This is a genomic window from Gardnerella piotii (assembly GCF_003397585.1).
In the GTDB taxonomy this organism is placed as follows: Bacteria; Actinomycetota; Actinomycetes; order Actinomycetales; family Bifidobacteriaceae; genus Bifidobacterium; species Bifidobacterium piotii.
On sequence record NZ_QJUV01000001.1, the window covers coordinates 1180560 to 1193553 of the forward strand.

The 12994-nt window shown below is 40.9% G+C and carries 11 protein-coding genes, 1 tRNA gene and 1 riboswitch; of the genes, 4 read left to right on the forward strand and 8 right to left on the reverse strand.

Annotated features, from left to right (window positions below):
- Positions 1 to 19: 19 nt before the first annotated feature.
- Positions 20 to 1540, reverse strand: a complete 1521-nt coding sequence (locus D0T20_RS05150) for a glycine--tRNA ligase (RefSeq protein ID WP_016635707.1) — start codon at positions 1538 to 1540, stop codon at positions 20 to 22.
- Positions 1541 to 1725: 185 nt separating this feature from the next.
- On the opposite strand from D0T20_RS05150, the gene D0T20_RS05155 reads away from it, so the two are divergent.
- Positions 1726 to 2115: an MTH1187 family thiamine-binding protein gene (locus D0T20_RS05155; protein ID WP_016635708.1), complete on the forward strand. Its 390-nt coding sequence runs from the start codon at positions 1726 to 1728 to the stop codon at positions 2113 to 2115.
- Between the two features lie 64 nt (positions 2116 to 2179).
- Positions 2180 to 3409, forward strand: coding sequence for a M20 family metallopeptidase (locus D0T20_RS05160; RefSeq protein ID WP_016787373.1), 1230 nt, complete (start codon positions 2180 to 2182; stop codon positions 3407 to 3409).
- A 26-nt stretch (positions 3410 to 3435) separates the two neighbouring features.
- Here the strand turns inward: D0T20_RS05160 and D0T20_RS05165 are convergent, their stop codons facing one another.
- From D0T20_RS05165 to D0T20_RS05190, 6 genes are all read right to left on the reverse strand, one after another.
- Complete coding sequence (locus D0T20_RS05165) at positions 3436 to 4230, reverse strand: isoprenyl transferase (protein ID WP_016635710.1); 795 nt, start codon at positions 4228 to 4230, stop codon at positions 3436 to 3438.
- Between the two features lie 121 nt (positions 4231 to 4351).
- A complete protein-coding gene (locus D0T20_RS05170; protein WP_116438597.1) occupies positions 4352 to 5593 on the reverse strand; it encodes a phosphotransferase enzyme family protein in 1242 nt (413 codons plus the stop codon).
- A 108-nt stretch (positions 5594 to 5701) separates the two neighbouring features.
- On the reverse strand, positions 5702 to 6625 hold the full coding sequence (locus D0T20_RS05175; protein ID WP_004122192.1) for an ABC transporter substrate-binding protein: 924 nt from the start codon (positions 6623 to 6625) through the stop codon (positions 5702 to 5704).
- A 169-nt stretch (positions 6626 to 6794) separates the two neighbouring features.
- Positions 6795 to 7415, reverse strand: a complete 621-nt coding sequence (locus D0T20_RS05180) for an ECF transporter S component (RefSeq protein ID WP_004130359.1) — start codon at positions 7413 to 7415, stop codon at positions 6795 to 6797.
- Positions 7416 to 7451: 36 nt separating this feature from the next.
- A riboswitch (TPP riboswitch) is annotated at positions 7452 to 7553 on the reverse strand.
- An 86-nt stretch (positions 7554 to 7639) separates the two neighbouring features.
- Positions 7640 to 8392 carry a DNA repair protein RecO gene (recO, locus tag D0T20_RS05185; RefSeq protein ID WP_020973338.1) on the reverse strand — a complete coding sequence of 251 codons (753 nt, stop codon included), beginning with the start codon at positions 8390 to 8392 and terminating at the stop codon, positions 7640 to 7642.
- A 54-nt stretch (positions 8393 to 8446) separates the two neighbouring features.
- Positions 8447 to 9790: a DivIVA domain-containing protein gene (locus D0T20_RS05190; protein ID WP_116438599.1), complete on the reverse strand. Its 1344-nt coding sequence runs from the start codon at positions 9788 to 9790 to the stop codon at positions 8447 to 8449.
- 164 nt (positions 9791 to 9954) lie between these two features.
- On the opposite strand from D0T20_RS05190, the gene D0T20_RS05195 reads away from it, so the two are divergent.
- A tRNA-Val gene (locus D0T20_RS05195) sits at positions 9955 to 10028 on the forward strand.
- On the opposite strand, the gene D0T20_RS05200 is transcribed toward D0T20_RS05195, so the two are convergent.
- On the reverse strand, positions 10019 to 10936 hold the full coding sequence (locus tag D0T20_RS05200; RefSeq protein WP_409256833.1) for a S16 family serine protease: 918 nt from the start codon (positions 10934 to 10936) through the stop codon (positions 10019 to 10021). The two genes, D0T20_RS05195 and D0T20_RS05200, sit on opposite strands and share 10 nt — an antisense overlap.
- A 260-nt stretch (positions 10937 to 11196) precedes the next feature.
- Here D0T20_RS05200 and D0T20_RS05205 point away from each other — a divergent pair, with 260 nt between their 5' ends.
- Positions 11197 to 12942, forward strand: coding sequence for a zinc-dependent metalloprotease (locus D0T20_RS05205; RefSeq protein ID WP_116438601.1), 1746 nt, complete (start codon positions 11197 to 11199; stop codon positions 12940 to 12942).
- The last annotated feature ends 52 nt before the right edge of the window (positions 12943 to 12994 follow it).

Here is a 12994-nt window from a genome sequence, read left to right on the forward strand (position 1 = left end):
GACTTTTACTAAATACTTATTAGTACAATCCGCCAGCTTGAGCAATCTTTACAGGCTGCGACTCGTCAACGCCGCCTTCCTTAGAAACATCCACACCGCCATCTGCAGCGCGAGTTCCAACAATCTCTACAGGACCTTGCGGATACTTAACGCGCTTTTCATTAATGCGGCTTGCTACGTAATCTGCAACCTTATCTAATGAAACACGCTCTTGTTGCATAGTGTCGCGCTCGCGAATTGTAACAGCGTGATCTTCCAAAGTATCGAAGTCAACTGTTACGCACAAAGGAGTACCAATCTCGTCTTCGCGGCGATAGCGGCGACCAATAGCGCCAGCCTCATCGTAGTCAATAACCCAATCATGCTGTCGAAGATCCGCAGCCAAATCTTGAGCAACCGATTGCAATTCTGGCTTCTTGCTCAATGGCAAAACAGCAGCCTTAACAGGAGCCAAACGAGGGTCAAGTCTAAGAACAGTGCGCTTATCCACTCCACCCTTAGTGTTTGGAGCCTCGTCAACGTCGTAAGCATCAACCAAGAACGCCATAAGCGAGCGCGTAAGGCCAGCAGCAGGCTCAATAACGTAAGGCACGTACTTTTCGCCAGTTGCCTGGTTAAAGTAGCTCAAATCCTCGCCAGAATGCTTAGCATGAGCAGACAAATCGTAGTCGGTACGGTTTGCAATGCCTTCAAGCTCTCCCCAGTCAGATCCTTGGAATCCGAATTTGTATTCAATATCTACAGTGCGCTTGGAATAATGGCTTAGCTTCTCTTTAGGATGCTCATACATGCGCAAATTCTCTGGCTTTACACCCAAATCAACATACCAATTTACGCGTGTATCAATCCAATACTGATGCCAAGCTTCGTCGGTTCCAGGCTCTACAAAGAACTCCATTTCCATCTGCTCAAACTCGCGAGTGCGGAAGATGAAGTTTCCAGGCGTAATCTCGTTACGGAAAGACTTACCAATGTTTGCAATGCCGAATGGCGGCTTTTGACGCGTAGAAGTCATAACGTTCTTAAAATCAACGAAAATACCCTGCGCTGTTTCTGGTCGCAAGTAATGCAAGCTGTTTTCGTCTTCTACTGGCCCCAAATGAGTGCGAAGCATCATGTTAAAATCGCGAGGCTCCGTCCAATTTCCGCGAGTACCGCAATCTGGGCAAGCAATGTCTTTTAAGCCATTCTCTGGCATCTTGTCGCCATGCTTTTCGGCATAAGACTCTTCCAACTTATCTGCACGATGGCGCTTATGGCAATTCAAGCACTCAATAAGAGGATCGTTGAATACAGAAACGTGACCAGACGCAACCCAAACTTGAGAAGGCAAAATAACAGACGTATCTACGCCAACAACATCGCCACGAGTAGTGACCATATAACGCCACCATTCGCGCTTAATATTATCTTTTAATGCAACGCCCAAAGGGCCATAATCCCACGCGGAGCGAGTTCCGCCGTAAATCTCTCCAGCTGGAAACACAAATCCACGACGCTTAGCCAGCGACACAACTTCATCAAGTTTTGAAACAGCCACAATACACCTTTTTCGCAAATCTAGAAAATTCGGGTGAAACGGTGTTTATTATAGAAAAACCCTGTGACGCTAATAGAAACGTATAAAGCTACATAAACGTATAAGGCAACATATATAAGCTAAGCGAATACAATAAAGTGTAAGCATAATTTTGAACACACATTTGCATTTTGAAAGGATCTAAAATGAGCGAAAACAATGTTGAAAAGACTAACGATAACAAGACTTGCGATACTTGCAATAACAAAAATTCCCACAAAACTAACACAGTTGCAGCATTATGCATTGCTCCTAGCGGAGTTGGCGAAGAACTTAGCGAATACGTAGCAGATTGCGTTAAAGTGATTCGTGATTCTGGATTAAAAAACGAAACAAACGCAATGTTTACAAACATCGAAGGTGAATTCGACGACGTTATGCGCGTTGTAAAAGATGCAACTATGGTTCTTGTTGAAAAAGGCTACCGCACAGGCGTTATATTAAAACTAGACATTCGTCCTGGTTTTAGCGGCCAAATAGACGCAAAAGCTGCTCTTGTAGACAAGATTCTTGAAGAACGAAATAAAGAAAAATAAAACTAAAATCAAATAATCTCAAAACTCAACAAAGTTATAACAAAACAAAAGAAAGCAGGAATTTATGCTGCAACTTACGGCAGTTCAGAAAATATTATCCGATTTATATGAAACCCAAGCAGAACGAGAAAGACAATACAAATACTTTCATCAACATCCTGAACTGTCAATGAAAGAAGATCATACAGCTCAAACAATTATTGATATTCTTAGCAAAGCTGGGATTGAAACAAAGCGAGTTGGCAAAACAGGCGTTGTGGCAGAGATTAAAAACGGCGAAGGTCCTGTTGTTGCTATGAGAGCGGATATCGATGCGCTTCCAATTAAAGAAAATTCAGGAAAAGATTACAATTCAACAGTTAGCACGCAAGACGAAAATGGCAAAACGGTCGGAGTTTCACACGCTTGCGGTCACGATTTTCATATTTCCAGCCTACTTGGTGCATTGAAGGCTTTTAACAAGCATAAAGATGCTTGGAGAGGAACGTACATTGGTGTTTTTCAGCCTGGAGAAGAAACAGCTCAAGGCGCAAAAAGCTTGGTGGAAAATGGCATTACACGCATTATTCCAAAGCCTGACGTTTACCTTGGTCAGCATGTGTTGGGCGCTATTCCTGCAGGAACAGTTGGTATTCGATCGGGCGCGTTCTTAACTACTGCAGCTTCGATTCGTGTGCACATTTTTGGTAAAGGTTCACATGGTTCTATGCCTGAGTTGAGTGTTGACCCAGTGATTGTTGCTTCGTCAATTGTGCTTAAATTGCAAACGATTGTGTCTCGCGAACTTGCAGCTAAAGATTACGCAATAGTTACAGTCGGCGCAATAAACGCTGGAAGCAAGTCAAACATTATTCCAGACGATGCGGAACTTTTGATTAATACTAGAACATACAGCGAAGATACTCAAAAATTTGTTCACTCTGCCATTGAGCGAATTGTGCGCGGAGAGTGCGAGCTTGCAAGATGTCCTAAGAAACCAGAATTTACATACTATGACCGCTATCCGCTTACGAATAATGATCAGAATTCATCTTTGCGCGTGCGTAAAGCTTTTGATGAATACTTTGGAGAAGACTCTGTAAATATTTCGCGCGCTTCTGCTTCAGAAGATTTTTCTATAGTCGCGAACGCTTTCAATACACCTTACGCATACTGGGGATTAGGTGGATTTGAAGACATGAAAAATGCTCCAGGAAACCACAATCCAGCTTTTGCTCCAGATTTGCAACCAACTCTAAATCGTGGACTTGAATCAGCTGTTGTTGCAGCTTGCGCATGGCTAGCTTGCGACTAATAAATTAATTCTACTAACAGATAAGTTTAAGCGGTTTTTACGCCACCAAATCTGCGGTCGCGATGCGCATAACGGTCGATTGACCTCCACAGCGCTTCGCGACCATAATCTGGGAAAAGTTCTGGCACAAAATCAAGCTCCGCATAAGACGCTTGCCAAGGCAAAAAGTTGCTAGTGCGCTGCTCTCCCGAAGTGCGAATCACAAGATCGCAATCTGGAATATCTGGATTATACAAATGTTCTGCAATCATCTTCTCACTAATGCGATCGCCCTTAATTTTGCCGCTTTTAACTTCCCTAGCAATTGCTGCGCAAGCGTCTGCGATTTCCGCGCGACCACCATAATTTAAGCAAAAAACAACATCAATCGTAGTGTTATTTTTTGTAATCTCTTGAGCTTTTTCCAACTCGTCAATAACAGACTTCCACAATTTCGGCCGTCTTCCAGCCCAGCGCACGCGCACTCCCCACTCATTCATTTGCGCAACTCTGCGGTGAATAATATCTCTAGAAAATCCCATCAAAAAATGCACTTCTTGAGGAGATCTTTTCCAATTTTCGGTAGAAAACGTGTACAAGCTTAAGTAGCGAACACCTGCTTCTATTGCTCCTGCAATAGTGTCAAAAACCACTGGTTCCGCCGCTTTATGCCCTTCTGTGCGAATCATTCCGCGCTCTTTGGCCCATCTGCCATTGCCGTCCATAATCACGCCTACATGGCGAGGAACTTTACCTTTAGGAAAATCTGGCACACGGCTAGGATCACTAAATGGAGCCGCTGGAATATTTAACGAAGTGTAGTCAACGTTTTCAAAACTCATAGTTAAAATCTAACAACCCCATTGAACGAATAGCTAAAGCGTTTTGCAAAGCTAAATAAAAGCATGCAAAATCAAGTAAAAAATCAACTAAAAAGTCCGCTATAAAGCACACTAAAATCCGCTATAGTTCTTGTAAAGCTTCCAATAAATAATTCAAATATCTTTTCCCAAAGCAAGATTTGTACCATCTAGCATGCTCTAAGAATCCAGTATCGTAGCCCCAAATCTTAAAATCGTAAGATCCATTTGACTTTAAGTAATAGTCTACAAATTCTACGCATTGCTCGATTTGACTTACAGATAAAACAAGCGGAAGCAGCTCTTTTTCAACATCTGTTAATGATCGAACGCTAGCATATCCTTGCAAAATTGACTTAACTAAGTCCGTTCTAAATGAATCTTTTTTGCCATTCGCAATATCTACCCATTGAATTGTGTTGCGTTCTAAAGTCATTGCCAAATCGTAGATTGCTGTGTTTTTATACGCCATTCCAAAATCAAACACTGCACTTGGAGCGCTACCTTCCCACATAAAATTAGATATATGCGGATCTCCATGAGTCCACTGCTTTTTTAGATTCGCATACCCCAAATCGTAAATTTTTTTGCATGTTGGAGCAAATTCACTTAAATCTTTTACAAAATCACGATTCTGCTCTTTTAAGAATTTCGCTAAATCAGGTCTATTTTCCAACCAAACTTCTGCAGCTTTTTGCACATCTTCGCTTGCACAAAGACTAAATCTTGATTGAAAAGCGTTGATTTCCTTAGGATTTGGCTCGTCAAAACTTTGCGAAGCTAAGGCGATTTTTGCCATCATTACTCCAAGATTTTTGGCTTCTTCACACGTTTTAGGCGGATCCCAAGTGTACGCGTCTTTGTATCTATCTTCTCCGCCAGCTTTTAAAGTCACTTCGTAAGCGCAATCACCTATTACAAGAAGAGTGCCGTCTACGTAAATATTGCCAGAAGTATCGTCACAAGTATCGCCAGAAGCATTCTTTTCTAAACCTAAAAACTCGCTATTTTTGTTAAAATACAAGTACTTTGGCGTGCTTATTTTGTCTTGTAAAAGATGCTCCGCAAAACGATGATACGGCCTAATTGTGCTTGCTTGCCTAACTTTTGTGCTGCATCTTTTAATATAAACGTCCAAACTTTGCGATTTCTTTGACGAATCATCTTTGTAATGCACACGAATCAATGAACCTGCAGCCATTGGACGCAAACTATGACTTAAAACGCAATCAGCTTCTAGCGGATCCTCTAAAAGAGAACACACAATATTTGCCTCATCTAAATCAACATTTGCCCATCTTTGAGCAACAATATCTAGCTGAGGGTCGTTGCTTTCGTTTTCCATATTCGCTCCAATTATTGCCACAGGTTCATTGAATTGTGATATTTATTTGCGATTGTAATTGCGTTTGCAATCGTTATTATGCTTGCGATTCAAGCACATGCTGGCCGACTATTCTGGCAAATACTCGTTTGTTACACATCCGCTTTCTAGGCTCTTTAGCGCGCAATCAAGAGGCACACTTAAGTGGCCATTTTCACCCATCCAACGAGTGTAGTTTTCCACCAAAGCCATGTCTGCTGTACCCCAACGACCATTCTTGTCGTACCAAGACGGAATCACTTCGTCTAGCGAGGCGCGCAAAGCCTCTGGGCTAATATGGCAAAGCGCATTTTGCAAAGCATCAACGCCAGCCTGCGGGTCTTTTCCTGCAAGTTCATAGCCCTTAACTGTTGCGCTTGCAAAGTTGCGTATTAATTGCGGATTTCGCTCAATCATCTCTTGGCGAGCGCAAACATAGTAAGAATGATGAGGCGCTACGCCAATAGAATCGAATGGAAGAACAACAACTTGGTCAAATGGAAGCGAACCCTGGTATGGCTCCCACCAAGCTACGTTAATAAAAGCGTCGCACATTCCGCGCTCTACTGCTCGAATGTCTGGCTCCCATGGGCCTGGATCAATTGTAATCAGCTTGCTAAAATCGCCTCCGTCGGCAGCAACCGCCTGCTGAAGCTCTGTGTATAAGCGCTTAACACCCATAGGGATTACTACGCGCTTTCCTTCTAGATCTTTGAATCGCGTAATACCCGTGTTCTTATTTGTTATGATTCCACCAATTTGCGATTGATTCATTACAGCAAATGACGTTAGCTTATTTGCACCATTTTGATGAGCCAAAAGCTGATTTAAGCGAACAAGAGCTATGTCTACTTCTCCGCGCTCCAAGCATGCTGGAACATCTCCGCGCTCCGTATCTGTGCTTGTAAACTCTACATCTAATCCGTATTGTGCGTACAATCCGCGCTTTCTTGCAAGATACATACCTGCGTGATTCGTCCATGGATGCACATATTCAAGACGTACTCTTAGCATATTAACTCCTTTGTTTTATAGTGATTTGTGATTTTATTTTGACTTTTATTTGCGACTTTTGCGCGCTGCTAACTTGCGACTTTATTTGCCACTTTTATTTGCGACTTTACAAAAGTGGGCGAGGTAATTCCCCGCCCACAAATCAAATCTTACTAGCAAAAGTTAAGACTTAAGCGCGTACTTCTTTGCCAGAAGCAAAACGGCTCAATGCGCCAGTAGCAGCAATACCCTTGTACAAGTACCACATAACTACACCACCAATTACAGCACCAGAAATCATGCTGCAAAGTGTGTGAATCATCATGAATGCGCCGAAGATTGGAACACCTGCGTAGTAGAACGGATAGGTTGAAACGATTCCACCCAAACCAGCTAACGCGCCAGAAAGTGCAGTCAAACCAACGTTCCACTTGCGATACATAACAAACAAGAATGCAAACTCAGCGAACAAGCCCTGAACAAAACCAGGAAGAACGGTACCAATACCGCCCCAGTGGCTACCAACAGTCAACTCAACCATTGCAGCAATAAACTCGCCGAATAGTGCAGCGCCTGGCTTGCGAACCATAATAGCAGCTAAAGGACCAGCGAAGTAGAACAAACCATAGTACAATGCGCTAACGCCTGGAACTGGAATAAGCTTAAGAGCAGCAGAAATAGGCTCACTAATCAAGCCGATGCCCCAGAAGATAATACCAGAAGCTACAGCAATAACAACCGTGAGCGTAACATCGGCTACGTTCCAACGCAAGGATGGACGCACGGTCTCTTCTTCAACAGATGTACCCATTAGGGTCTCCTTTCATCTTTAACCAATCAAACAAAGGCGACCCTGCAGAAAACTCCGTACGTCGGCATTACCCGATTCACGTTAAACGGTTAGACAGTAATCTTCTCAGCTCTTAAAAGAGCACCCGTGCCTGATATCATTCATATTGCATCAGACAGCGAGGACAAATTTTATAAAATTCAAACATAAAATTAACAAAATCGCTCATTAAGATAATAGAAACTCTAATCAAAATACAGCGAATTAGAATTTTTTTCACTTAAACGCATAGATCTAATAGGCTTTTCTAACCAATATTCACACCATTGTTCAACGCATTTAGATGTTAAATCGTCTATACTTGTTCCGTCTAAATTTTGCCAATCACCATTAATTAATGAAATCATTTGAAAACGCGCTAAATCATTGCACTTAATAGACTCTAAAGCATGATCTTTAGAGCACATAACTCCACCACTAGCTGCCGAGAAATAGTCTAAATCATTGCGTGTTGAACAAATAACGCACTCATTTAACCTAGGAGACCATCCAGCTAATTGCAATGCTCTTAAAACGTACGAAAGCGCGATTGATTCAGCACTATGCAAACTTTTAGAAAGAGCAGACAAAGCAGCTATAAGAAGATTGTATTGTGAGCAAGAATCCGAATATTGTGCGCAAGACGAGACTAAATCGTCCGCAATCTCTGCAATCATGCTAGCACAACTATACAGATTGTAATCCGCACAAATGCTACCAGCATAAGGCGAAACTAAAACCGCTTGAGAAATAACATCAAAAGTTTTGCCAGTTGCAAAAAGTGCATTAACACGCATAAATGGCTCTAAGCGCCCACCAAATCTAGATTTTAACCGCCTTACACCTTTTGCAACAGCTCGAACCTTGCCATGCTTTTTAGTGAGCATAACAATAACTCGATCAGCTTCCCCAAGAGGAAAAGTCTTAAGAACAACAGCTTCATCGTTATATAACGGCATTAATCAATAACTCTTAGCTTGTATAATCCCTAAATCTAAGTGAAAAATAGATTATTAATTATGATTTGGGTTTACAAATCCGCCAAAATTAGATTCGCCAGTATCGTCAAAATCATCTGAATCATTATTTGCTTCGCGAGAAGAATCTTCAACCGAAGTGTCAAAATGGTTCATAACAGGGAACGAAAGATCTGGAATATCTAAATTAAGACTTTGCGAAGGCTCGAACTTAGGCGAAGCAAGAAGCGAAAGATTCAAATCTCCAATGGATTTAGAATCATTTGCATTGCTATTACTTGCATTGTTAGCATTTGCATTATTTACACCATCAGCATTCGCACTAACAACATTCGCGCTATCTTCCTTCTTTTCTGCATCTTTAACTTTTCCAAAATCATTATTGTTAGTAGCAAAATTGTTGGAAGCAGCATTAGGAGCATAAGACGGAGGGAATGCTGGAGGCATAACAGTAGACGCTTGCGACATTTCGTCGTCTGTATCGTCACTAGCTTCAACACTCGCAGAGTGAGGAGTAAAAATCGCCTTCTGCGCATGATGCTCAACAGGAATAGATGGAGGAATTGCTGGAGGCATTAATGGAGATGGAGCTGGAGCTGCCGCAGGTTCAACAACACTAGGTTCAACAACACTAGGCGCAGAAGATGTTTTAGAAACAACATTTTCTTGTAAATCATTATTAGACTTAGCAGAAACGCCAAAATTAGCAGAATCAACAGAATCACTAGGATCGAAGTCTGTATACTTAGCAACTCGATCATAAGACTCAAGTCTGCTTAATAAGCGAACGCAAGCATTTAGATAATAGTCCACTTGACGCTCGTCATATCCTCGTTTTCCAGAACGTTGAGTAAACAGAACATTAGAAACAAACATTGCGTCAATTTTGTCTAAATCGCTTAAACTGCTTCCCCAAACTGGATTATATCCAAGAAGAACAGCAATCTTATCTAGCGACTTATTTACAACATTGTCTACTTGTTTTTTATCGTAAGAAGGCTTACGCGATTGCGCGGAATCAAAGCGCATTTTATAATCGCGCTGGGAATGAGAAAGCAAAACTCTATATTCTTCGTCTGCTTGTGCCTTCCAAACAATCTTGCCGCGATTAGAAATCTCGTACTGCGTAGTCTTATCTACAACTGCACGCTCTAATCTAGAAAGAGCAGCATCTACTTGAGGAATAGCATATCCTTCATCTTCTAAATCGAAAGATACGTCTTGAATATCTTTTTGAGTAAGACTAATGTCGCTAGATTCATACAAAGAATGAGCACGCTCAAGAAAATCATTAACTTGCTCTACGCTGTAACCCTTCTTGCGCTTACCTACACGCTCAATACCCGAAGAATTACGCGCGGTATCAGGTTTACTCGCCATAAACAATAGACCTCCTGAACAGATTCGTATTCAATACACTTTACGCGATTGTTAAGACGCATAAACAAAAAACACGCAAGACACGCAAATGATATATGCGCAAAACACGCCTAAAACACAAATCAACGTTTCTAGTACACACCATACTGTATCTTGTTTCAAGCGGGCGATTAGCTCAGCTGGCTAGAGCGCCACCTTTACACGGTGGATGTCGGGGGTTCGAGTCCCTCATCGCCCACTTTCCGCTTTACAAGTTCTTAAAGAATCTAGATTCTTCACAGCCTTTATTTTTGCTAACGCTTTGTATGCGTCGTCCAAAGTTTTTACGCTTACAACTTTTAAGCCTTGCGGAATATTCCCAACAACTTCATTGCAATTGCTGTTTGGCGCCAAAAACCATTTAGCTCCATCTCTTTTTGCAGATATCATCTTTAATCGAATACCGCCAATTGGACCAACTTTCCCAGAGTTATCAATGGTTCCCGTTCCAGCGATTATTTTCCCACCAGCCAAATCTGTGTTTGTAAGCTTGTTCAAAATACCCAAAGCGTACATCATGCCTGCAGAAGGTCCACCAATATCGTCTATATGCAACTTAATTTTTACATTTTTAACATCTACACCAAGTTTGCTACTAGCATATTTTAGAGCAGAAACTTGAGCAGAAGACTGCGAAGAGCGCATTTGCATTGTTGTTTCTTTCTTATAATCGCTTGCGTTTTGATTTACTGGAACAAGAACTTCTCTAGGTAAAACTTGCTTTTTAGAATCGAACCAAGATGCAATCGCATATATATTTGGAATCTCGTATCCTGGTATTCCAGACGTATTTACTGTTACTAAAAGAAGCTTTCCACTTTTTGACGAAGATTTATAGTCAGTATTCTTAACAGCGCTATTTTTAACATTAATCACATATTTTCCAAAAGACTTTCCTAGAACATCTTGAGTTGGCCCAGGTTCTTCCACAACATATGCACTTGGTAGAAAAAGCGCGATAATCGACATAACTACAATAAATAACCCAACAAAATATCTAAATGACTTAGCGGAAAAATATTCAACAAGATCCCCAACAGTATTTTTAAGAGTAGTGAATATATTTTTATTGATTTTATTAAACATGTACGTAATCTTATTAGGCATACTATTAGGCATCTTATTAGGCATAAAATTAATAGTATATGTAAATGTGCATAACCTACACTCTAAAAACCCTCACAAGATGCGGTTTTTGAAAAAATTTGAAAAAGTTATACACATTATTAATTTATTAGCAAAAATCACCATGTATCGAGTAGAATCTTTTATACGTGGTTAAAACTGTATAGTTAAAGACTATGTAAACAAACATAAAATATACGCAAATATATTTAACTTAGGTACAAACTTCATAAGGATTGAATATGAGCGAAGAAGAAATTCACCAATGGCTTGTTAGCTGCTTTGGCCCCGAAGAAGGAGAAAGAGCTTGGTCTAACTTTGAAAATCTTCCTTTTGAAGTTCGCGATGACATTCTTACAAGATGTTCAAACGGAGGCCTTCCATCTCCAGAAGAAGTTCATTCGTTAATGAGTGCCTTTGCTAATGGCGGCTTAAACACGCCTTTTGAGATGACGGAAACACTTAAAGAAGGTCCAATCAATAAAAGACTTGCTCAATTGCTTGCTTGCCAAAAAGCAACTGGAGACGGCGGTACAGTAAACGCACAAGTTGCAGATGCAACAAGAAGAGCGCTAAGTGAAGCAAACTTATGGCTAGACGCGAATTGCAATCTAAATCCAGTATCTGGAACCCCCGATGTTCTTTCAAGAGAAGACTGGGTTAATGGAACTATAGATTCGTGGATTAAGTTTGCAAATCCTGTTGCCAAATCGGTTAGTAACGCTTTTTCGGATGTTATTGCCGAAAAATTTGGAGAAGACCAAGACTTAGAAGTAGAAGGATTATACGACGGCGTTATGCCAATACCTATGCCAGATGGCGTAAAAAAGCCAGAACAAATGATGAGCCTTCTTGCTAACACGTCTTTTGCAATGCAATTAGGATATGCTGCTGGAAATTTATCTCAAGAGATTCGCGGAAGCTTTGATCAAGGTATTTCACTTCTTAAAAACCCTGCAGGCGGTCTTGTTCCTTACAATTGCATAGATTACGCAAAAAAGTGGGGATTAGACATTAGCGAAGTTATGAATTATCTAGCATTGCGAGAGCTTGCTCACGCACGATTGTTTGCATCTGCACCTTGGCTTATGCCTCGTTTTGAAGCACTAATAATAAAGTATGCAGCTGGAATTTCTATCGACTTAAGCGCTATGGAAGAACAGCTTAGAGATATTGAAGGAATGAACCCAGAGTCTATTTCGGGAGCTGTTGACTTATGTAATATTGCTCGAAACGATACAGAAGGCCAAAAACAAGCATTAAAAGGGCTAGAAACACTTCTTGCGCTTAGTGAAGGTTGGGTGGATTGCGTTATTTGGCGTGCTGGAATGGCACACATTCCACACATTGAGCAGCTTAGAGAGATGACTAGGCGAGAACGCGCTGCGGGTGGCCCTTCCGAAATGACTTTCCAAGCTTTAACTGGATTAAAGTTGCGTCCTAGAGCAATGCGCGAAGCTGCATCAATGTGGGATGCAATTACAAACGAAAAAGGCATTGAGGAACGCGATGCTATGTGGAATCACCCAGATCTTTTGCCAGAATTACCAGATTTTAGCGAAGATAAAGAAGATACTAAGGATAATAAAGATAAAGAAGATAATAAAGACAATAAAGACGATACTAATAAAGTAAATAAAAATAACGAAAACAACACTAATAGTCAAAACAATACGAATAGTCAAAACAGCGATAATACAAATAAAAAAGAATCTGAACAAACAGATAGCAATGATTTAGAAAACGCAAATCTAGAAGAATTAAGCAAGAATATGCTTGATTTAGAAGATTTTAAGAACAGTGACGATTTAGAGCAAAAACTTAAAGACGTTAATTGGGACGACGAATTAAGTAAATTATTGGCATCTAGCGATAGTGACAGCCAAAACGACGAGCAAGACTCAAACCAAGATTCCAATGCGAACTCTGGCGAAGATTCTGGTACAGACTCTGGCGAAGACTCTAATCAGCACAAAAGCGACGAATAAAGTCATAAACTAATTTATAAGCGATTTACGTTAGAACAATTGCATAAATGCA

What these genes read in the sequence shown, in the direction of transcription:
- D0T20_RS05205 (WP_116438601.1), top strand. Translation starts at nt 11,197, where the DNA reads ATGAGCGAAGAAGAAATTCACCAATGGCTTGTTAGCTGCTTTGGCCCC.
- D0T20_RS05180 (WP_004130359.1), bottom strand. Translation starts at nt 7,415, where the DNA reads ATGGGTACATCTGTTGAAGAAGAGACCGTGCGTCCATCCTTGCGTTGG.
- recO (WP_020973338.1), bottom strand. Translation starts at nt 8,392, where the DNA reads ATGCCGTTATATAACGATGAAGCTGTTGTTCTTAAGACTTTTCCTCTT.
- D0T20_RS05170 (WP_116438597.1), bottom strand. Translation starts at nt 5,593, where the DNA reads ATGGAAAACGAAAGCAACGACCCTCAGCTAGATATTGTTGCTCAAAGA.
- D0T20_RS05190 (WP_116438599.1), bottom strand. Translation starts at nt 9,790, where the DNA reads ATGGCGAGTAAACCTGATACCGCGCGTAATTCTTCGGGTATTGAGCGT.
- D0T20_RS05160 (WP_016787373.1), top strand. Translation starts at nt 2,180, where the DNA reads ATGCTGCAACTTACGGCAGTTCAGAAAATATTATCCGATTTATATGAA.
- D0T20_RS05175 (WP_004122192.1), bottom strand. Translation starts at nt 6,625, where the DNA reads ATGCTAAGAGTACGTCTTGAATATGTGCATCCATGGACGAATCACGCA.
- D0T20_RS05200 (WP_409256833.1), bottom strand. Translation starts at nt 10,936, where the DNA reads ATGCCTAATAAGATTACGTACATGTTTAATAAAATCAATAAAAATATA.
- D0T20_RS05155 (WP_016635708.1), top strand. Translation starts at nt 1,726, where the DNA reads ATGAGCGAAAACAATGTTGAAAAGACTAACGATAACAAGACTTGCGAT.
- D0T20_RS05165 (WP_016635710.1), bottom strand. Translation starts at nt 4,230, where the DNA reads ATGAGTTTTGAAAACGTTGACTACACTTCGTTAAATATTCCAGCGGCT.